General features: G+C 59.1%; 20 protein-coding genes. 11 read left to right on the top strand and 9 right to left on the bottom strand.

Annotated elements, in window-relative coordinates:
- Positions 1-12: 12 nt before the first annotated feature.
- A complete protein-coding gene (locus AB8818_RS10265) occupies positions 13-534 on the bottom strand; it encodes a rhodanese family protein (RefSeq protein ID WP_192984401.1) in 522 nt (173 codons plus the stop codon).
- A gap of 178 nt (positions 535-712) precedes the next feature.
- On the opposite strand from AB8818_RS10265, the gene AB8818_RS10260 reads away from it, so the two are divergent.
- Positions 713-871 carry a YqaE/Pmp3 family membrane protein gene (locus AB8818_RS10260; protein ID WP_116343819.1) on the top strand — a complete coding sequence of 53 codons (159 nt, stop codon included), beginning with the start codon at positions 713-715 and terminating at the stop codon, positions 869-871.
- On the opposite strand, the gene AB8818_RS10255 is transcribed toward AB8818_RS10260, so the two are convergent.
- On the bottom strand, positions 868-1,797 hold the full coding sequence (locus AB8818_RS10255; protein WP_192984404.1) for a LysR substrate-binding domain-containing protein: 930 nt from the start codon (positions 1,795-1,797) through the stop codon (positions 868-870). The two genes, AB8818_RS10260 and AB8818_RS10255, sit on opposite strands and share 4 nt — an antisense overlap.
- A gap of 319 nt (positions 1,798-2,116) precedes the next feature.
- Between AB8818_RS10255 and AB8818_RS10250 the strand changes: the two genes are divergently transcribed.
- The 7 genes from AB8818_RS10250 to AB8818_RS10220 all read left to right on the top strand — a co-directional run bounded on the left by AB8818_RS10250 (position 2,117) and on the right by AB8818_RS10220 (position 10,550).
- Positions 2,117-2,722 (top strand): ankyrin repeat domain-containing protein, encoded by a 606-nt coding sequence (locus tag AB8818_RS10250; protein WP_166712155.1) that lies wholly within the window; start codon positions 2,117-2,119, stop codon positions 2,720-2,722.
- 108 nt (positions 2,723-2,830) lie between these two features.
- Positions 2,831-4,372: an acyl-CoA synthetase FdrA gene (fdrA, locus tag AB8818_RS10245; protein WP_192984407.1), complete on the top strand. Its 1,542-nt coding sequence runs from the start codon at positions 2,831-2,833 to the stop codon at positions 4,370-4,372.
- Positions 4,372-5,787, top strand: a complete 1,416-nt coding sequence (locus tag AB8818_RS10240; protein WP_192984410.1) for a DUF1116 domain-containing protein — start codon at positions 4,372-4,374, stop codon at positions 5,785-5,787. The genes fdrA and AB8818_RS10240 overlap by 1 nt, the downstream gene beginning before the upstream one ends.
- Before the next feature lie 11 nt (positions 5,788-5,798).
- Positions 5,799-7,379 (top strand): xanthine permease, encoded by a 1,581-nt coding sequence (locus AB8818_RS10235; protein ID WP_116343816.1) that lies wholly within the window; start codon positions 5,799-5,801, stop codon positions 7,377-7,379.
- The gene (locus AB8818_RS10230) at positions 7,376-8,332 is read left to right on the top strand and encodes a carbamate kinase family protein (protein WP_192984413.1); all 957 of its coding nucleotides are present in this window, start codon (positions 7,376-7,378) and stop codon (positions 8,330-8,332) included. Before AB8818_RS10235 ends, AB8818_RS10230 begins: the two co-directional genes overlap by 4 nt.
- A 1-nt stretch (position 8,333) precedes the next feature.
- A complete protein-coding gene (locus AB8818_RS10225) occupies positions 8,334-9,713 on the top strand; it encodes an amidohydrolase family protein (protein WP_192984416.1) in 1,380 nt (459 codons plus the stop codon).
- Positions 9,714-9,815: 102 nt separating this feature from the next.
- The gene (locus tag AB8818_RS10220; protein WP_192984418.1) at positions 9,816-10,550 is read left to right on the top strand and encodes a bifunctional 2-polyprenyl-6-hydroxyphenol methylase/3-demethylubiquinol 3-O-methyltransferase UbiG; all 735 of its coding nucleotides are present in this window, start codon (positions 9,816-9,818) and stop codon (positions 10,548-10,550) included.
- On the opposite strand, the gene AB8818_RS10215 is transcribed toward AB8818_RS10220, so the two are convergent.
- Positions 10,544-11,146 (bottom strand): short chain dehydrogenase, encoded by a 603-nt coding sequence (locus AB8818_RS10215; RefSeq protein WP_163330128.1) that lies wholly within the window; start codon positions 11,144-11,146, stop codon positions 10,544-10,546. The genes AB8818_RS10220 and AB8818_RS10215 overlap by 7 nt on opposite strands.
- Positions 11,147-11,243: 97 nt before the next feature.
- Here AB8818_RS10215 and AB8818_RS10210 point away from each other — a divergent pair, with 97 nt between their 5' ends.
- Together AB8818_RS10210 and AB8818_RS10205 are read left to right on the top strand one after the other, a co-directional pair.
- On the top strand, positions 11,244-12,131 hold the full coding sequence (locus AB8818_RS10210) for a LysR family transcriptional regulator (RefSeq protein WP_192984422.1): 888 nt from the start codon (positions 11,244-11,246) through the stop codon (positions 12,129-12,131).
- Positions 12,132-12,151: 20 nt separating this feature from the next.
- On the top strand, positions 12,152-13,333 hold the full coding sequence (locus AB8818_RS10205; protein WP_116343810.1) for a PLP-dependent aminotransferase family protein: 1,182 nt from the start codon (positions 12,152-12,154) through the stop codon (positions 13,331-13,333).
- 54 nt (positions 13,334-13,387) lie between these two features.
- On the opposite strand, the gene AB8818_RS10200 is transcribed toward AB8818_RS10205, so the two are convergent.
- Complete coding sequence (locus AB8818_RS10200; RefSeq protein ID WP_116343809.1) at positions 13,388-13,807, bottom strand: nuclear transport factor 2 family protein; 420 nt, start codon at positions 13,805-13,807, stop codon at positions 13,388-13,390.
- A gap of 97 nt (positions 13,808-13,904) precedes the next feature.
- Here AB8818_RS10200 and AB8818_RS10195 point away from each other — a divergent pair, with 97 nt between their 5' ends.
- Positions 13,905-14,636 (top strand): helix-turn-helix domain-containing protein, encoded by a 732-nt coding sequence (locus AB8818_RS10195; RefSeq protein ID WP_192984425.1) that lies wholly within the window; start codon positions 13,905-13,907, stop codon positions 14,634-14,636.
- Here AB8818_RS10195 and nudI read toward each other — a convergent pair.
- The 5 genes from nudI to AB8818_RS10170 all read right to left on the bottom strand — a co-directional run bounded on the left by nudI (position 14,608) and on the right by AB8818_RS10170 (position 20,832).
- The gene (gene nudI, locus AB8818_RS10190) at positions 14,608-15,033 is read right to left on the bottom strand and encodes a nucleoside triphosphatase NudI (RefSeq protein ID WP_116343807.1); all 426 of its coding nucleotides are present in this window, start codon (positions 15,031-15,033) and stop codon (positions 14,608-14,610) included. The genes AB8818_RS10195 and nudI overlap by 29 nt on opposite strands.
- Before the next feature lie 258 nt (positions 15,034-15,291).
- Positions 15,292-15,729, bottom strand: a complete 438-nt coding sequence (locus tag AB8818_RS10185) for a hypothetical protein (protein WP_192984428.1) — start codon at positions 15,727-15,729, stop codon at positions 15,292-15,294.
- A gap of 327 nt (positions 15,730-16,056) precedes the next feature.
- On the bottom strand, positions 16,057-17,226 hold the full coding sequence (locus tag AB8818_RS10180; protein WP_116343831.1) for an HlyD family efflux transporter periplasmic adaptor subunit: 1,170 nt from the start codon (positions 17,224-17,226) through the stop codon (positions 16,057-16,059).
- Positions 17,227-17,236: 10 nt separating this feature from the next.
- The gene (locus AB8818_RS10175; protein WP_116343805.1) at positions 17,237-19,432 is read right to left on the bottom strand and encodes a type I secretion system permease/ATPase; all 2,196 of its coding nucleotides are present in this window, start codon (positions 19,430-19,432) and stop codon (positions 17,237-17,239) included.
- Complete coding sequence (locus tag AB8818_RS10170; protein ID WP_126326363.1) at positions 19,429-20,832, bottom strand: TolC family outer membrane protein; 1,404 nt, start codon at positions 20,830-20,832, stop codon at positions 19,429-19,431. The genes AB8818_RS10175 and AB8818_RS10170 overlap by 4 nt, the downstream gene beginning before the upstream one ends.
- Between the last annotated feature and the right edge of the window lie 76 nt (positions 20,833-20,908).

Genomic DNA, 20,908 nt, shown 5'->3' with positions numbered 1-20,908 from the left:
ATTGATTACTGCTTATGGGGTACGACGGTTCCACGGCATTATCTTCAGCAGCCGCGCCATGCCGCAAAAGCCCGTCACACCGGCGAAAAGCAGCCCGGCGCCGACAAAACCGCTCAGCAGGAAAAAGCCGCTGGAGACGCTATAGCCCAGCACCACGCCGCAGAGGATCAGCAGTCCGGCGGCAATTTGTACCTGCCGCATCAGCGGAAGCGGCTGGGATTTATCTTCAACGGTCAGCAGCCCGGCCTGCTTCCAGCCCTGAATGCCCCCCTCAACCACGAAGGCCTGAGCCGGAGACGCTGCCTGCGCAAGTCGCGCAGCATTGTTTGATGTCCGTGCCCCGGACTGACAGTGAAAAATCACCGTTTCACCAGGGGATGCATTAAGCCCGCCGGGTAAAGAATCCAGCGGTATGGAGTGCGCTGCCAGAATATGCTCGCGGGCATACTCGTCGGGATCGCGAATATCAACCAGTTTTGCGCCTTCTTTAACAAGCGCGTTTGCCTGCTGAGGCGAAATAAGAGAAAGAGACATGGTGTTTCCTTACGGTCAATTTCTGAGTAGTAGAACATTTAAGGAAGGGCTTAAGCCAGTGTAAAGAGGGTAAAGGCAGGTAAAAGCGCGAGAGACGAATGGCGGTAACCCGTAAACTGGCTATGCTTAGAGAGTGTCTCTTTTTAATTTTCAATTGGTTAGCTTGCACGGAGTGATTATGGGTTTTTGGCGCGTTGTTTTTACGATTATTCTCCCGCCGCTGGGCGTGCTGCTTGGCAAGGGACTGGGCTGGGCGTTTATTCTGAACATCCTTCTGACCCTTCTGGGCTACTTCCCGGGTCTTATCCACGCGTTTTGGGTACAAACGAAAAACTAAGTGCGCCACAGTAAGTCACTGTAGATGCCGGTCAATACGCCCTCCGGGCCAAACTGCTGTTTGATCCAGCGCGTCACCTGGCCGGTCGCTGCATGCTGCGTGGCGAGCAGCATGCGCGAATCCTGACGCGGGTTATTAATGCGCCGCGTGATGAGCAGCCCATCTTCCACCGCCTCTCTTGCCATGTATTCCGGCAAAAAGCCAATCCCTTCCCCCAGAATCTGACACTGGCACTTGGTGTTGAAATCCGGCACCAGAATCGCCTCCTGGCCGTGCAGCAGCCAGCCGACCTTTTTGTTGATGGTATGCGCGGTATCTTCCACCATGATGTTGGGATACAGACGCAGCTGGCTCTCCGCTATTGGTTCGGGAACAAAGGCGAGGGGATGTTCCGGCGCGATGGCAAACACCCAGCGGATGGCGCCAATTTCGGTGTAATCAATCCCGCCTCCGTCCAGCAGGGTGTCCGGTGCGCCGATGGCGATGTTGGCCTGGTTGTTGATGATGGAATCCCAGACGCCGTTGTACACCTCGGTGGTGACGGTGATCTGACAGGTGGGAAACTGCTTTTTCAGCACCTGCAGCAGCTGCGCGGTATGGCGCGGCGTATACAAGAGCTGATTAATGCAGATACGCACCCGCGCCTCAATGCCCTGAGAGATGGTATCTATCCCGCGCTTGATGGCGTGAAAATCGTTCAGCAGGTCAGTGGCCTTACGGTAAAAGTAAAACCCGGATTCGGTCAGCTCGATGCTGCGCGTATTGCGCACAAACAGCACCACGTCCAGCCCGGTCTCCATGCGTTTGATGGTGTAGCTGATGGCGGAGGTCGTCACGCCCAGCTCGGCGGCGGCTTTGCTGAAGCTGCCGAAGCGTGCCGCGGTGGTGAAGGCCAGCAGATTCTCTTCGGTAAAGATGGAATTCATATCACAGCATCCTCAGCCATCAGTTTTGAACATATTTTAACAGCGCCGTTACATCACATTTGAAGTGGGTCACAGTTCTGACTATTTATGCGGAGCCGCGTCATGCAAGGCTTTTACAGCCATAAGGATAATGCTGTCTGAGGCGATAAAAAGCGGTAAGCCATAAGAAAAAGGTTGCACAGACGCACGTTTTAGCCTGACTGTTGAATTTAACTCAATAATGAATTGCGTGTCGATAAATCATTTTTAAGCGGATTCTTTTGTGACCAGGCTGTTGCTATTCTCAGGTCATCAAAAGTGAAACATTGGGAGACTGAATATGTCTGCAAACGCACTCGTTACGGAATTTCTGCTGGCGGCAGAAGAGGGCAACATCGACGCGCTAAAAGCCTGCCTGGATAACGGCGTGGATATTAACGCCACCAACCGCCAGAAAAGAACCGCTATTATTATTGCCAGCCTGAAAAAGCATTACGCCTGTGTGGAATATTTAATTGCTGCCGGCGCGGATATTGATAAACAGGATCAGACCTGTTTTAACCCCTTCCTGATAAGCTGCCTGACCAATGATTTAACCCTGCTGCGCATTGTCCTTCCGGCGAATCCGGATCTTGACCGCCTGACGCGCTTCGGCGGCGTGGGCATTACCCCTGCCAGTGAAAAAGGCCACGTTGAAATCGTGCGCGAGCTGCTGGCAAAAACCGATATTAACGTCAACCACACCAATTTTGTCGGCTGGACGCCGCTGCTGGAAGCCATTGTGTTGAACGACGGCGGCGCAAAGCAGCAGGAGATTGTGAAGCTGCTGCTGGATCACGGCGCGAACCCGCACATGACCGATAAATACGGCAAAACCCCGCTCGAACTGGCGCGGGAAAAAGGCTTTGATGCAATAGCCGACCTGCTGCTGGCGGCAGGCGCATAACGCATTCGGCCGGCCACTTCAGGCTGGCCGTTAATTCAAAAAAGCATTTTTACCGACGTGCATTCTGCACGACGGCGGCCCCCTTTTATCCGTATTCAGGAGAAAACAATGCCAACCAAAATCGTTATAAAAAAGAACACGTATTTTGATTCGGTTTCACTGATGTCCGTTTCCACCAACGCCAATAAATTACCGGGCGTCGAGCAGGCGTTTGTGGCCATGGCGACGGAAATGAACAAAGGCGTATTAAAAAACCTCGGGCTGTTAACGCCGGAATTAGCCGACGCCAAAAACGGCGACCTGATGATCGTGATTAAAGGCGCCGCGGCGAATGATGAAACCCTGGCCGCTATTGAGGCGTTATTCACGCGTAAAGAGAGCGGAGGCACCCATGAAGCACGCTACGCGACGATTGCCAGCGCCAAAACCCATCGCCCGGACAGCAACCTTGCGGTGATTTCCGTTAACGGCACCTTCGCCGCCCGCGAAGCGCGCCAGGCGCTGGAAAACGATCTTAACGTCATGCTCTTTTCCGATAACGTATCCCTCGACGACGAGCTGGCGCTGAAGCAGCTGGCGCATCAGAAAGGGCTGCTGATGATGGGGCCGGACTGCGGCACCGCCATTATCAACGGCGCGGGGCTGTGCTTCGCCAACGCGGTACGCCGCGGGCCGATTGGCATCGTCGGTGCCTCCGGTACCGGTAGCCAGGAGCTGAGTGTGCGCATTCATGAATTCGGCGGCGGCGTGTCGCAGCTGATCGGCACCGGCGGGCGCGATCTCAGCGAGAAAATCGGCGGCCTGATGATGCTCGACGCCATCGACATGCTCGAAGCCGACGAGGGCACCCGGGTCATTGCGCTCATCTCCAAGCCGCCCGCACCTGCGGTGGCGGAGAAAGTGCTGGCGCGCGCGCGGGCATGCCGCAAGCCTGTCATCGTGTGCTTCCTTGGCCGCAGCGAACCGCCCGCCGATGAAGACGGCCTGCAGTTTGCCCGCGGCACCAAAGAGGCGGCGCTGAAGGCGGTACTGCTCACCGGCATTAAAAAAGAGTCCCTGGATTTACACCCGCTCAACTGGCCGCTGATTGAAGAGGTGCGCGCCCGTCTGACCCCGCAGCAGAAATACATTCGCGGCCTGTTCTGCGGCGGCACCCTGTGCGATGAGGCGATGTTTGCGGCGCTTGCGAAATTCGACGACGTTTATAGCAACATCCAGCCGGATCCGGCTAAGCGCCTGAAAGACATCAGCGTCAGCCAGGCCCACACCTTCCTCGACTTTGGCGACGACGATTTCACCAACGGCAAGCCGCACCCGATGATCGACCCGACCAACCGCATCAGCCGCCTGCTGCAGGAGGCGCGCGATCCGGAGGTGGGCGTCATCGTAATGGACTTCGTGCTCGGCTTTGGCGCGCACGAGGATCCGGTCGGCGTGATGATCGACGCCATCAAGGAGGCGCAGTCGATCGCGAAGGCCGATAACCGTCCGCTGGAGATCCTCGGCTACGTGCTCGGCACCGACCAGGATCCGCAGTCGCTGGCGCAGCAGTGCCAGCTGCTGACCGATGCAGGCGTCATCTGGGCCAGCAGCAGCACCAATACCGGATTATTGGCTCGCGAATTTGTCTGCAAAGGGGAGAAAGCATAATGACGACCTTATTCAACCAGCCGCTGAACGTCATCAACGTCGGCATTGCGATGTTCAGCAACGATCTCAAAAAACAGCACGTCCCCGTCGCTCAACTGGACTGGACGCCGCCGGGGCAGGGCAATATGCAGGTGGTGGAGGCGCTCGACCAGCTGGCGGAAAAACCGCTGGCGGAGAAGATCGCCGCCGCGAATAAAATCGCTCTTGAGCGCATTATTCAGTCCCATCCGGTGCTGGTGGGTTTCGGGCAGGCCATTAACGTTGTGCCGGGCATGACCCGCACCACCATTCTGCACGCCGGTCCGCCTGTCGCATGGGAAAACATGTGCGGGGCGATGAAGGGCGCAGTCACCGGGGCGCTGGTGTTTGAAGGGCTGGCGACGGATCTGGAGGATGCCGCAAGGCTCGCCGCTTCAGGCGACATCACCTTCTCGCCGTGCCACGAGCACGACTGCGTGGGCTCGATGGCGGGCGTCACCTCCGCATCAATGTTTATGCACATCGTTGAGAACAAAACCTACGGCAACCGCGCGTTCACCAACCTCAGCGAGCAGATGGCGAAGATCCTGCGCATGGGCGCCAACGACCAGAGCGTGATTGACCGTCTGAACTGGATGCGCGACGTGCTCGGCCCGATGCTGCGCGACGCGATGAAGATCGTCGGCGAAATCGACCTGCGCCTGATGCTGGCCCAGGCGCTGCATATGGGCGACGAGTGCCACAACCGCAACAACGCGGGCACTACGCTGCTGATCCAGGCGCTGACCCCGGGGCTGATTCAGGCGGGCTATCCGGTGGAGCAGCAGCGCGAGGTGTTCGAGTTTGTCGCCAGCAGCGACTACTTCTCCGGCCCAACGTGGATGGCGATGTGTAAAGCCGCGCTGGACGCCGCCCACGGCATTGAGTACAGCACCGTCGTCACCACCATGGCGCGCAACGGCTACGAGTTCGGCCTGCGCGTCTCCGGCCTGCCGGGGCAGTGGTTCACCGGCCCGGCGCAGCAGGTGATTGGCCCGATGTTTGCGGGCTATAAGCCGGAAGACTCCGGGCTGGACATCGGCGACAGCGCCATCACCGAAACCTACGGCATCGGCGGCTTTGCGATGGCGACGGCCCCGGCCATCGTTGCGCTGGTGGGCGGCACGGTGGAGGAAGCCATCGACTTCTCCCGCCAGATGCGCGAGATCACCCTCGGCGAAAACCCGAACGTCACCATTCCGCTGCTCTCGTTTATGGGTATCCCGACCGCCATCGACATCACCAGAGTCGCGGGCAGCGGCATTTTGCCGGTCATTAATACCGCCATTGCCCATAAGGACGCGGGCATCGGCATGATTGGGGCGGGCATCGTTCACCCGCCGTTTAGCTGTTTTGAAAAGGCGCTGTTGACCTTCCGCGATCGCTACTTTTTATAAGGCAAGCATCCATGAAAAACATGAAACTGGAGTGGAAAAGAGGTGACTGGGCGGCTTATTTCGGGTTGATGACCAACAACCTGACCAATTTGCTGACCATGATGGGGTTGCTCATTTTTGTCGTCGGCATCCCGAAGGAGATTGTTTATGGACGCATCGCGCCGGCCTTCGGGCTGGCGGTGCTGGTGGCGAGTATTTGCTACGCCTGGTTTGGCCTGCAGATGGCGCGCGCCACCGGGCGTACGGACGTCACAGCGCTGCCGTCTGGCCCGAGCGCGCCGTCGATTTTTACCGTCACCTTCCTCGTACTGATGCCGGTTTATCAGCAAACGGGCGATGCAGATTTCGCAATCCAGATCGGCCTGGTGTGGTGCTTCGTGGAAGCGATGATCCTCGCGGGCGGCTCGTTCCTTGGGGAGACCATCCGCAAGATGATCCCGCGCACCGTGCTGCTGTCGTGCCTGTCCGGACTGGGACTGCTGCTGCTGGCGATGAACCCGATGCTGCAGGCGTTCGAAGCGCCTACCGTGTCGTTCATCGTTCTGCTGCTGATCTTCATCAACTGGTTCGGTAAAAAGCCGATTTTCGCCAAAATCCCGACAGGTCTGCTGTTGCTGATTGCCGGTACGGCATTAGCGTGGATCTCCGGCCTGCAAAGCCCGGAAGCGATCAAAGCGTCCATGTCCTCCTTCGGCTTTAACCCGCCGGAGGTGCACGTGGACAGCTTTATGCAGGGGCTGCCGCACGCGCTGCCGTATCTTGCATCCGCCGTGCCGCTGGGGCTGGCGAACTATATCTTTGACCTGGAGAACATCGAAAGCGCCCATGCGGCGGGGGATGAATACCCTACCCGCAAGGTGATGCTGGCGAACGGCCTGGCGTCGATGCTCGGCTGCCTGATGGGCAACCCGTTCCCGGTGACGGTCTATGTCGGCCACCCTGGCTGGAAAGCGATGGGCGCCAGCATCGGCTACACGCTCGCCTCCGGGGTGACCATGTTCATCGTACCTCTGTTCGGACTGGGGGCGTTTATGCTCGCCATCATTCCGATGACCGCCATCGTGCCGATTCTGGTGTTTATCGGCGTCGTCACCGCCAACCAGGTGGTGAGGGAAACGCCCAAAGTGGAGGTGCCGGTGATCTTTATCTGTCTGTTCCCGTGGATCGCCAACTGGGCGCTGACCATGATGAACAGCGTGATGGGTGCGGCAGGCACCAGCGCGGCGAAAATCGGCACCGATGTGCTGCACAGCAAGGGGATTTACTACGAGGGCCTGGTGCATCTCGGCAACGGCGCGCCGCTCGCCAGCATGCTGTGGGGCTGTATCGCCATTTTCGCCATCATTAACAAACCGCTGCGCGGTGCCGTGGCTGCGGCGGGTGGGGCGTTGCTGGCGCTGTTCGGGGTGATCCACGCTCCGGTCGTGGGCTTTGCCGAAGGCAGTTCGCTGATGTTCGTCACGGCCTACCTGATGATGGGCGGCATGTTTGTGGTGAAGCATGTGCTGGATATCTCTGTTAATCCCCCTCTCCCTGTGGGAGAGGGCCGGGGTGAGGGCACCAGAACGCACCTTCTAAAGGAAACAAAATGAAAGAGCTTATGGTCGTCGCCATTGGCGGCAACAGCATTATCAAAGACAACGCCAGCCAGTCGGTTGAACATCAGGCGCAGGCGGTTAAAGCGGTGGCAGACTCCGTGCTCGAAATGCTGGCCTCCGACTATGACATCGTGCTTACCCACGGTAACGGCCCCCAGGTGGGGCTGGATCTGCGCCGCGCTGAGATTGCCCACGAGCGGGAGGGGCTTCCCCTGACGCCGCTGGCAAACTGCGTAGCGGACACCCAGGGCGGCATTGGATACCTGATCCAGCAGGCGCTTAACAACCGCCTGGCCGCGCGCGGGGAGCAAAAGGCGGTCACGGTCGTCACCCAGGTGGAGGTGGATAAAAACGATCCCGGCTTTACGCACCCGACGAAACCGATCGGCGCGTTCTTCAGCGAGGCGCAGCGCGACGAGCTGCAGCAGGCGCACCCGGAATGGCACTTTGTTGAGGATTCGGGCCGGGGCTATCGTCGCGTGGTGGCCTCTCCACAGCCGCTGCGCATTGTTGAGGCCGACGCTATCAAGACGCTGACGCAAAAAGGCTTTGTGGTGATCGGCGCTGGCGGCGGGGGGATCCCCGTTGTTCGCAGTGAGCAGGGCGATTATCAGAGCGTCGACGCGGTGATTGATAAAGATCTCTCCACCGCGCTGCTGGCCCGCGAGATCCGCGCCGACGTGCTGGTGATCACCACCGGCGTCGAGAAAGTGTGCGTCAACTTCGGCAAGCCGAACCAGCAGGCGCTGGACGCTGTAAACGTGGAGCAGATGACGCGTTATATGGAAGAAGGCCACTTCCCGGCGGGCAGCATGCTACCCAAAATCGTCGCCTCGCTGGAATTTTTAAGCCACGGCGGCAGGCGGGTGATCATCACCTCGCCGGACCGCCTGCCCGCGGCGCTTCGCGGAGAAACCGGCACCCATATCGTTAATGAAGGAAGATAAGATGAGTGAAAACAAAAGCCGCCGCGAGTTTATCAGCCAGAGCGGCAAAATGGTCACCGCCTGCGCGCTGTTTGGCGCAACCGGCTCCGTCGCGTATGCTGCCGACTCTGCAAAACCAACCTGCGAGACGGGCAAGCCGATGAACATCACCGCGAAGCATTACTATCTGGACAACGTGCTGCTCGAAGCCGGGTTTAATTTCGACGGCAGCGTGGCGACGAGCACCCGCACCGAGCTGAAAACGCTGGAGATCAAAGACGGGAAGATTGTCGCCCTGCGCGACAACGGCAGCCACGCCGACGCGACCCTGCCGCGCTACGATGCGGGTAAAAAGCTGATGCTTCCGGCAATGCGCGACATGCACATTCACCTGGATAAAACCTTCTACGGCGGCCCGTGGCGCTCCCTGAACCGCCCTGCAGGCACCACGATTCAGGACATGATCCGCCTTGAGCAAAAGCTGCTGCCGGAACTGCAGCCCTATACCCAGGAACGCGCGGAGGCGCTTATCGACCTTATCCAGTCGAAAGGCTCCACTATCGCCCGCAGTCACTGCAACATTGAGCCGGTCTCCGGCCTGAAAAATCTGGAAAATTTACAGGCGGTCTTATCGCGCCGTAAACCCGGCTTTGACTGCGAAATCGTCGCCTTCCCGCAGCACGGCCTGCTGCTCTCCAACTCTGAAAAACTGATGCGCGAGGCGATGCAGGCCGGGGCGCACTACGTGGGTGGGCTGGACCCGACGAACGTTGACGGTGCCATGGAGAAATCCCTCGATCTGATGTTCCAGATTGCGCTGGACTACGACAAAGGGGTGGATATTCACCTGCATGAAACCAGCCCGGCGGGCGTGGCGGCGGTGAACTATATGGTGGAAACCGTGGAGAAAACGCCGGAGCTGAAGGGCAAGCTGACCATCAGCCACGCCTTCGCGCTGGCGATGCTCAACGAGCAGCAGGTGGATGAGATTGCCACCCGCATGGCAGCGCAGCAGGTGACCATCGCCTCCACCGTGCCGATTGGCACCCTGCACATGCCGCTGAAGCAGCTGCGCGACAAGGGTGTGTTCGTGATGACGGGCACCGACAGCGTAATCGACCACTGGTCGCCGTACGGCCTGGGTGACATGCTGGAGAAGGCGAATCTCTACGCCCAGCTCTACATTCGCCCGAACGAGCAGACGCTCTCCCGCGCGCTCGGTATCGCCACCGGCGACGTGCTGCCGCTGAACGACAAAGGCGAACGGGTGTGGCCAAAATCGCAGGACGACGCCAGCTTTGTGCTGGTGGATGCCTCCTGCTCCGCTGAAGCGGTGGCGCGCATTTCGCCGCGCACCGCGACGTTCCACAAGGGGGATCTGGTCTGGGGCACGGTGGGTTGACGTGCATTTCTCCCTCTCCCTGTGGGAGAGGGTTGGGGTGAGGGCATCAGGCCGCAGGCAAAGCTTTATACTGGGAGTCACATTCTTAAAGAGGGATCTGCCATGGCACAAAACATCTACGACAACCCGGCATTTTTTGAAGGCTATGCCCAGCTTCCGCGCTCGGTTCAGGGCCTGGACGGCGCGCCGGAGTGGCCCGCGCTCAAGGCAATGCTGCCAGATTTAACCGGTAAATCGGTTGTCGATCTCGGCTGCGGCTACGGATGGTTCTGTCGCGCAGCACGCGAGCTGGGCGCGTCTGACGTCACGGGTGTTGATATTTCAGAAAAAATGCTCGCCCGCGCGGCTGAACTGACTGATGACAACCGGATTCACTATCAGCGTAGCGATCTGGAATCTCTGTCGCTGAAAGCGAATAGCCTCGATCTGGTCTACAGCTCGCTGGCGCTGCACTACCTGCCGGAGCTGGACACGCTATTCGCCAACGTTCAGCGCGCGCTCAAACCCGGCGGTAGCCTGGTCTTTTCGATGGAGCACCCGATATACACCTGCGCTACCCGTCAGGGCTGGCTGACCGACGACCGCGGCGAGCGGTTCTGGGGGGTGAACCGCTATCAGGACGAGAGCCAGCGCGTCAGCAACTGGCTGGCGGACGGGGTGATTAAATACCACCGCACGCTGGGCACCACGCTTAACGCACTGATCAAAGCGGGGTTAACGATAAGCGAAGTTAATGAGTGGGGGCCAACGCAGGCGCAGATTGACGCCTGGCCTGCATTGGCCGAAGAGGCGGAGCGCCCGATGCTGGTGCTGATCGCCGCCCGTAAGGATCAATAACCGACTTTATACACCCGCCCGCTCTGCACCCCTTCCACGCTGCGGCGGTAGGCCTGCGCCACGGTCGCGGCGGGAACGCTTTCAAAGCCGGGGAAGAACCCGTCATACGCTTCGGCTGACTCCGTCAGTACCGTTGGGCTAATCAGGTTGATGCGGATCCCGCGCGGCAGTTCGCAGGCTGCGGCGCGGACAAACCCTTCCAGCGCCGCGTTCACCGTGGTGGCATTCACGCCCTGCGCAATCGGCTCGTGCGCCACAATCCCGCTTATCAGCGTAATCGAGCCGCCTTCGTTCAAATAATGCTGGCCGGTCAGCGCCAGACGCACCTGCCCCAGTAGCTTATCCTGCAGGCCCTGGTTGAAGTCGCTGTCTTTCATGGTCGCGAGGGGGCCGAAGTAGAGACCACCGCTGGCGGAGACAATCGCATCCACCGGGCCGATTTTCTCAAACAGTGCCTGGACGCTCGCCTGCGAGGTGATATCCACCTGATAGTCGCCCTGCGTGCGACCGACGCGGATGACCTCGTGACGACGGCTTAATTCTTCGGTTACGGCACGCCCGACAGTACCGCTGGCACCAATAATGACGATTTTCATAGCAGACTCCTTATGTTGTGAGCCTTCATTCTTTAATAAATAAAAAGTCAGATAAACTGGGCTAAAGTTAGATGATTACTAACCAGAGGTTCGGAATATGGATAAGCTTCGCGGGATGGAGACGTTCATTGCGGTAGTGGAAAGCGGCAGTTTTACCGGCGCGGCGTCCCGGCTGGAGATGTCGGCGGTCATGGTGGGAAAGTATATTGCGCTGCTGGAATCGCAGCTTGGTACGCGGCTGCTGGAGCGCAATACCCGTCGCCAGAGTCTGACCGACGCCGGACGCGTTTATTTCGAAGAGGCCAGGCGGGTGCTGGAGCAGGTCTCGATTGCCGAAAGCGCGGTTGAGCGGCTGCGCGCCACACCCGCCGGAACCCTGCGCGTCACGGCACCCACGTCGTTTGGCGGCTGCGTTGTCGCGCCTTTGACCGCCACATTTTTGCAGCGCTACCCGGAGGTGCGCATCGAACTGGATCTCACCAATCGAATGGTCGATCTGGTAGAGGAGGGGGGCGATCTGGCCATCCGCATTGGCGACATCCGCAATGACGATCTGGTGGCGAAATACCTGTGCCCCTACAACATGGTGATCTGTGCCGCGCCGGACTATTTAGCGCATCACGGCACGCCGCAGACGCCTGCCGATCTGGTGGATCATCTTTGTCTGTCGCACACGGTGTGGACCGCGCGCAACGAGTGGCGGCTGCCGGGCGTGGAAGGGGAGGTGCGCTGGAAGCGGGATGCCGTCTTACGGTGTAACGACGGCTACGGGTTACGCATGGCGGCGCGAGCCGGGGCGGGGCTGCTGCTGCAACCGGAGGTGCTGGTGGCGGAAGAGCTGGCAAGCGGCAGGCTGATACGGGTGCTGGAGCCGTTCACGCCCGCGCCGAGGCCGGTGCATTTACTGTGGCGTCAGGATTTACGCCCCCTCCCTAAGCTAACGGAATTTATTGCTCATATTCTGCTAAGATTGGGCACAATATAAAAAAAGAAGGTGATCAAAGAATGTCTGCAAACAAACTCGCCAGCAGCGCGCAGGGCCTGCAATCATCCGCCATCCGTGAATTATTAAAACATAGCAAAATGGCGGGCGTGATTTCGCTGGGCGGCGGTATTCCCAACCCGGACCTCTTCGATCGCGAAGGGCTTAAAATCGCCGCCGATGCCGTGTTGTCGCAGAATTTTGGCGAGGCGTTCCAGTATGGCCTGACGGAAGGCGTACCGGGGCTGCGCGAAGAAATTAAACGCATCTGCGAAGGGCGCGGCATCGCCTGTAAGGCCGATGACGTGGTCATTACTTCCGGCTCTCAACAATCTCTGGACGTGCTGGCGCGTGCATTGATCAATCCTGGCGATACGGTTGTCGTTGAACGTCCAACCTATCTCGCCGCGCTGCAGGTCTTTGGCCTGGCGCAGGCCAGTTTTGAATCCGTCGGTACCGACGGCGACGGCATGAAGGTCGATGAGCTTGAAGCACTGGTGGCAAAGAAAACCATCAAGGCGGTTTATATCGTTCCAACTTTTGGTAACCCTGGAGGCGTAACGCTTTCTGAAGCGCGTCGCAAACAGCTGGTGGAACTCTCGAAGCGCTATGATTTCGTGATTATCGAAGACGATCCGTACAGCGAAATTAATTACACCGACGACGTTTTCCGCCCGCTGATTGCCCATGCGAAAGATATCGGCAATGAAGATAACGTGGTGTACACCTCTACCTTCTCCAAAATCCTCGCGCCGGGCACCCGCGTGGGCTGGGTGCTGGTACCGGAGTGGCTGAAGCGCGCGGTGGTGAACCTGAAGCAAACCACCGATCTGCACACCAGCACGCTGTCGCAGCTGATGACCTACGAGTACCTGAAAACCGGGCGTCTGGCGAACCAGATTAAAATGATCCGCGAGGCCTATCGCCAGAAATACCAGACGTTTGCAACGGAACTGGAAGCCGAGCTGGGCGATGTGATGTCGTTCCACAAGCCTAAAGGCGGCATGTTCCTGTGGGCGAAAATGAACAACGGCATGAATACGACGAAATGGCTGGAAAAAACCTTGAGCAACGGTGTGGTTTTTGTACCGGGTGAGTTCTTCTACTGCAACGAACCGGACCAGACAACGCTGCGTATGTCATTCGTCACCCCAACGGATGAGCAGCTGAAAGAAGCGGTTCGACGCCTGAAGATCTCGCTGTAAGAGGAGGCGCATAACGGCAGAGGCTGTTATGCGCCGTTCGCGTTTAGGGTGAGCTTATTGCGTGGCGTGGGCGAGTGCGCGGTCTGATGCCTCTGCGCCAATCACCAGCGTGACCTCATGGATACGACAAATTTTTCCTTCTCGCAGTGCGGCAAACATATACACCTCAATCTCTGCCTGCCGACCATCCGGATACGTCACGGTAACCCAGTGCCGGTCTGCCAAAAGACCATCGTGACAGGCGAACTCCTCTACCCTGAATGCTATCTCGCGGATCTGCGATCGAACGTGGTTCAGGTGCTGCACAAAACCCTGATAATCAAGCGCGTGACCATCCGTAAATTGCTGGTAATCGGGCGTAAAAAGCTCTGCCGGATCGACATCGCCTTTGAATAAGTTGGTTAACAGGCTAGCCATTTCCTTGCGCTGCGCGGTGTTGTCAGGGTGGGCTACCAGGGATGTGATAATGCTCATGCAGGCTCCTTAAGTGGTTGAATCAACATTATCCTTGACAGCTGAAGACGCAGTTTCTGTAATACGTCGATGAATAACGATTTTCGGTCAAAATGGTATGATCAGTATTGAAGCGCTCCTTCATCCCGGCGGGTACCGAACGCCGTGGCACAGCCATGGCTCCGGCCAGTTGTGGCGCATTGCAACGGGGCTGCTGGTCATTGAGACGCAGCAGGCGCGCTCGGTCGTGCCGGCACAACATATCGGCTGGATCCCGCCGGGCCAACAGCACGCCGCCTTCTCTGAAAGCGCGATTGAAGGCTGCGCTATCTATCTTGACCCTGCTTGCTGTGCAATGCTTCCCGATGCTCCCGCGCTGTTCGAGCCGGACGATCTCACCCATGCACTGTTTTCCCGTGTATGTGGTGCAGGGAGCGAGTACGATCCGCGAAAGCTGACTTTACTGCTGGATGAGCTTGCCATGACGCCCCAGGTTCACTTTTCTCTGCCCGTGCCGACGGATCCGCGTCTGAAGAACGTGGTCAGCCGCTTGCTGCAGTTTGTCGATGATAATCAGACGGTCGAGAGTCATGCCAGCCATGCCGGGATGAGCGTACGTACGTTTAACCGTCGGTTTAGCGCCCAGACGGGAATGAACTTTGTCAACTGGCGGCAGCTGGCGCGCGTCATGCAGGCAATGGAGTGGCTGGCGGCGGGGAAGCCGGTGGGATGGATTGCGCTGTCATGCGGCTACAGCAGCGTCAGCGCATTTATTGAGGTTTTCAGAGCATGGACCGGTAAAACGCCGGGGCAGTGGGCAATTAAAGAAGGCCCTTTTGGGCGAAGGTAATGCGCGTGGCTTCGTTGAGATCAAGCTCTTTTAACGATTCCGGATTAACCCAGGCGATCTCCTGAAACTCTTCATTAAACGTGACTGCCCGGTTGGCACTGATGCAGTCGAAGATCAAATAGATCATGTAAATCTCCTCAGTGGTGCCATCGGCGTAGGTTTTCACTCTGATGTCATCGCGAAAAGCCCATGGCGTGATCGAAGCGATCTCCAGCGCTTCGCCCAGCTCTTCGCGGATCTCACGGCGCAACGCCTGTTCCATGGTTTCGCCCGGCTCCATTCCGCCGCCGGAGAGAGCCCACTGGCCGGGGAACACGCCGCGATCGTTGGCCATTTTGCACAGCAGATAGGCACCGTCGTTCTGGATGATGGGGCAGACAATGGTTCGTTGGCGCATGATTTCTTCCTGAAAAATGAGTTTGGGCTACTTTAGCAGATTGGGGGGATGATTATGTTAGAGGTGCTTGATTCTCGCTCCTTGGTTTTCTGCGTTTTGCTGCAGATTCAGCCAGAATTCAATACTTCGCCTGGTGTGGTTGAGATGCGTAGTTTTTCCTGGTTATTCATAATTAACGTCCTGTTTATAAATATAAAATGAGTGCGGTTTGATGCCCTCACCCCGACCCTCTCCCACAGGGAGAGGGAGAAAACCATGTCAACCCAGCAACGCGACGCCAGCCTCTGTTCTCAGCCAGCGCGGGGCTTTTAGCTGGTCAGCAAAATATCCCGTCAGTTCAAAGAGTAAATCTCCCATCACACGAGCGGATTCAGGGGCGAGCGTGCCCCCCATCAACAGTTGCGTAATTTCCTCGCAGTAGCGACAGAGCTGATCGGATTCAGCGTTGAATGCAGGTCCACATTCGGGGAACACATTGACGGTAAGACGTTCCTGTAAGTGCTCAGGGAGCGGCTCCAGCAGCATCGGGCGAAGCAGGGCGAGGGTCGATGCAAGACGACCGCAGAGCGCTATTTTTCTTGCAGGATCGGTCTCTTCCACCAATGCTTCGCAATAGCGTTGGCAGTTGTCGGCAAGTTCAGTGAAGTCGGTATTGTGGCCGAAGGGGGTCGTGAAAAGTGCGTTACTGGTGGTCATATGACAGTTTCCATTAAGTGATTAAGACCCTGCCAGAGAAATGCCAATTTCCCGGGTGGCAGGACTGAACGGAGTTGGCATTACCGGCCTTAATGGACACCGGCGCGTCTTGCGACGCCCCCGTCCAGCCCACCATTGAAATGTAGCCAGACGCACGGCGCAACAAGAGCTCACGCCGCCATTAAGTTTAACCGGGATGCCAATCCCGACGCCAGATTTTGCTGGCGTGGAAGGAACATACGCCCGATTAACCCTAATAAAAAGCAGGCTACCCAGAAGAAGTTGAATCCTGCGAGGCGGCTTCAGAAAATGATGTAAGGCGTTTCATCACCGCTCCCTCAGCGCCTCTTTCGCCCGATTAAACGGCTTGATCAGATAATCCAGCACCGTTTTCTCCCCGGTCTTAATGTCCACCGTCGCAATCATCCCCGGCACGATTGAGAAGTGCCTACCCGCCTTATTCACCAGGTAATCCTGGCTGGTGCGGATAAATACGCGGTAATAGAACACCTCCGGCTTGGCCTCGTCCTGGATGGTGTCCGGCGAAATGGTCTCCACCACCCCGTGCAGCCCGCCGTAGATGGCGTAATCGTAGGCGGTGATCTTCACCAGCGCTTCCTGGTTCGGGTGGATAAAGGCGATATCGCGCGGCGAGAGCCGGGTTTCAATCAGCAGGTGATCGTCTACCGGCACAATCTCCATCAGCTCGCCGTTGGGCGGGATCACCCCGCCGATGGTGGTGACTTTAATGTTTTTCACGATCCCGCGCACCGGGGATTTTACCGTCAGGCGGGTGACGGAATCCTCGCGGCCTTTCAGGATCGCCGAGACCATATCCACCTCCGCGTTGGCCTTGGATAACGCCTCGCGCGCCTGAACGTAATACTGGGAACGCACGTCGGTGAGCTTCAGCTCCAGGTCGCTTTTCTGCCGCTGCAGGCGCAGCACTTCCACGTGGCTGGCGGCGCCGGTTTTTACCAGCCGCTGGGTGATCGCCAGCTCTTTGTTTGCGAGATCTAACGCTGAACGCAGTTCACGCTGCGTGTCCTCCAGCTGCGCGCGGCGCGAGTTGTAGAGCCGCGTTTCGGCGGCGGTCAGTTCGGTCCATTTCTCCAGCGAAGGCGGGAACTTCAGCGGCAGATCGTTTACCTCGGCGTACAGACGGGCGCTGGAGGCCAGCGACGCACGGTAGCGCGCCGCGCTTTCGCCGACGTTCGATTCGGAACGCGTCGGATCCAGCCGCGCCAGCACCTGTCCGGCCTGCACCTGATCGCCCTCGTGAACGTTCAGCTCGGTGAGGATCCCCCCATCCAGCGACTGCAACACCTGCTCGCGCGAGCTGGGGATCACTTTTCCGGTTCCCGTTGAGACTTCATCCAGCATCCCAAACCACGCCCAGACGCCCAGCGCCACAAACATCAGCAGCGAGAAGATCACGATCCGCCGCGCGCCGGAATAGCCGCTTTCGGAGTCGAGCGCATTGTCCAGATCGTCCATCGCGGCCACGTCACGCTGACTGATTTTCATTTTTCCACTCCCGTCCGGTTGCTGCCTGCTGCTGTTGCTGCATGCGGCTGTTATTCAGCGCCTGTGCCTTTGGCGCGTCCATGACCAGCATCCCATCTTTCAGCACGACCACGCGCTCCACCAGCTCCAGCACCGGCACGCGGTGGGTGGCGACGACCAGCGTCCGGTTGCCGAGCCATGCTCCCAGGCGCTGGATAAATTCCCGCTCGGTGTGCTCATCAAGGGAGGCGGTCGGCTCGTCCATCAGCACGATATTCGGATCGCGCAGCAGCATCCGCGCCAGCAGAATCGACTGCCGCTGCCCGCCGGACAGCCCCACGCCGTTCTCCATAATCGGGTAGTCCAGCCCCTTCGGCAGCTTCAGCACAAAGCTGGCCGCACCGCACATCTCCAGCACCTCGAAAATCTCTTCGTCGGTGGCGCGCGGCATGCCGAGGGTGATGTTCTCGCGCAGGGTGCCGTAAAACAGCCGCGCGTTCTGGGTCATAAAGCCGACGTTGCGCCGCACGTCCGCCACGTCGAGATGCGGCAGGCTGAGGTTGTCGAGCCGCAGTTCGCCGCCCGCCAGATCCATTCCGCCCGCCATCGCCTGCAGCAGGGTGGATTTGCCCGCGCCGTTGCGCCCGAGGATCGCGACTTTCTCGCCCGGCCTGATCTCCAGGCGGTTAATGCGCAGCGCCATGCGCGGATCTTCCGGGTGGTAGCGGAACTGCGCCTGCTCGAAGAGATAGTGTCCGCGCAGCACGTCCTGGCGGATCGGCGTCTCTTCGCGCTGGTTCTCGGTCGGCAGCTGCATAATGCTGTCCAGCCCCTCTTTGGCGGCCTTTACCTGCTGCCAGCGTGCCAGCACCCCACACAGCGTCGCCATCGGCGCGATCATCCGCGAGGCCAGCATTGAGGCGGCCACCACCGAACCGGTGGTTAAGGTGCCGTCGATCACCATCGGCGCGCCGACCACGATCACGGCGGCGTAGACCAGGCTCTGGACGGTCATTCCCCAGCTGATCAGGTTCTGCGTCAGCTCGCGGGTGCGCAGCCCGGATTCCGCGGTAATCTGGATATAGCTGTTCCACTGCTGCAAAAAGCGGTTCTCCGCCTGCATCAGCTTGATGTCCTCCAGCCCCTGCACGCTCTCCACCAGCACCGCGTTGCGCAGGGTCGATTCATGGGCCGACTGCTTCGCCAGCTCCGCCAGCTTCTTTTGCAGCAGCAGGCCGGGCAGGACCATGATCACAGCCGCCACCGGGGCGATCCACGCCAGCTGCGGCGCGATGATCGCCAGCACTACCACAAACAGGAAGAAGAAGGGCAGATCGACAATCGTCGAGATGGTGGAGGAGGTGACCATCTCGCGGATCTGCTCCAGCTCGCGCAGCTGGGAGATAAAGCTGCCGGTGGAGCGCGGAATGGCGCTGTGGCGCAGCCGCAGGGCGTGACCAAACACGCGATCCGAGACGCGCAGATCCGATCGCTTGCCCAGCAGATCCATAATGTGCCCGCGCGCGACGCGCAGCACAAAGCCAAACAGGGTGGCGATCAGCACTCCGATGGTCAGCACGTAGAGCGTCGGGTAGGACTGGGCGGGGATCACCCGGTCATACACCTGCATGGAAAAGACAATGCCGGAGAGGGAGAGCACGTTGATGAACAGCGCCGCCAGCATCACCCAACTGTAGGGGCGCAGGTCGCGCATCACCAGCCGGTAGAGCCAGTCCGGGCGGTATTTTGAGATGTAGGCGTCCACGCGGCTGTCCTTCAGCGCCGCCAGCGGACGCAGGGCGATAACGTGGCGGATGGCGGGTAACATCGCGCTCATCGACAGGCGGTTGGTGTACGTCTTGTCGTCGAAAAAGCTGACCTCAAGCGTGTCCTCACCGTCGAAATTCTCGATCACGCCGATTTTTCCGTCGCTCAGCGCCACCACCACCGGCAGACGCCAGCTGTTGATCGACTGCTGATCGGCCGTTAGCAGCTGGAACGTTAGCCCGGCTTCACGGGCAAGCTGAGTCAGCGCGGGCACCATCGGTTTGCCTTTCAGCCACGGTGCGCCTGCGATCAGCGCGCCGGGCGAACAGGCGACGCGGTAGCGCGTGGCAACAAAGCCAAACGCCTGCGCCCACTGCGCCAGCGCCTCATCCGTCATCGTTTCCCCCTGAGGGATGTCGCGTTGCTTCATGGCTGGATCTCCACGGTCTGGATGGTGCGGTTATCAAGATCGAACGCATGACGCAGTTGCCCGGTGTTATAGAGGCAGTTGAGCTGCAGCTGGTGCAGCTGACCGAGGGTCTGCTGCTGGGTAAAGCGTGCCTGATAGACCTCCTGCTCGGCGTTAAGCACGTCCAGCAGGGGGCGCGAGCCGAGATCGAGATACTGTTGCTGATAGAGCTCGCGGGTGCGGGCGCTGAGCGCCTCCTGGCGGCCCTGAATTTGCAGCGTGCTTTGCAGGCTCATCACCTGACTGCGGGCCTCCAGCAGCTTCTGGCGCACATCGAGGCGCGTACGCTGAATGGTCGACTGCGCCGCCTCCACCGCGTGTCCGGCGGCGTTACGTCGGGCGGTGAGCCCGCCGCCCTGATAGAGCGGCATCTGGACTTTCACCCAGGCGGAATACTGGGTGCGATCCCGCGTTTCGTTACCCGCGTAGCGATCGTTCAGGTAATGACGAACCTCCGGCTCCAGCGAGACGGTTGGCGTCATCTGCGCGTCGGCGTAGTCGAGGTTAGCCTGCGCGACGTTCGCCTGTGCCCAGGCGGCGAGGACCGCAGGCACCAGGCGATCGTCCGGCTCGGCGATATCGCAGCTGCGGGCCAGCTTCTGTGGAAAATCATTGCTGATATCGTTCAGGCTGTTCCAGCCGAGAAAGCTCATCAGCGTGGCGCGGGCGCTGTCGAGGCTGGCCTGATACTGCATCAGCTGGGCGCGTGCCCCTTCAATGCGCGCGTCGGTCTGCACCACGTCAGAGAGCGAGGTGGCCCCTTCGTCGTTACGCAGGCGGGTCAGCTTGCCGATTGAGGAGAGGGCGTCGAGCTGCTCTTTGGCGGTGTCGACCATCTGCTGCAGAGTTTGCACCTGCACCATGGCGATGGCGGTATCGTGAGCGATGGTGTCGATGCTGACCAGCACGTTGGCCTGCTGCTGGGCGACTCCGGCGTTTTCGGCCCGCACCTGGCTGGCCACTTTGCCGAAGTCGTAGAGCATTTGCGAAAGAGAGAGCACCAGCGACGGCGTAAAGCCGTTCTGATCGCCGTCGTGGGAATACCCGTTGTCCATGCCGGCGTTAATCTGCGGATAGTATTTCGATTTGGCGACGTCGACCTCTTCGTTCTGCTCGTAAAGTTTGCCCACGGCTTCAGCGATTGCCGGATGCCAGGTGACGGCGCGATTAACGGCTTCGCCAAGCTGTAGTGAACCGGGAGCGGCTTTGCCTGCCACCGGGGCGACGCGGCCATTCAGTGAGGGGAGTTCCTGCGTTTCGCGGAGTTGTCCGGTATTGATGGTTGCCGCCGGGTTTGCCGCGATGGCGGGTACAGATATCAGGCAGCACGAGAGCCACCAGTAAGGCATCTTTATTCCCATGTCTTGTCCCTAATAAAAAAGTACAGCTTTATTATTTATGCCCGGGCGCTGTGCGCGCCCGGGTCATCTCGTGCAG

This window comes from Enterobacter sp. KB-280D8 (assembly GCF_041399405.1).
Classification (GTDB): Bacteria; Pseudomonadota; Gammaproteobacteria; order Enterobacterales; family Enterobacteriaceae; genus Enterobacter; species Enterobacter cloacae_N.
This window is presented reverse-complemented; position numbering and strand designations above follow the sequence as displayed.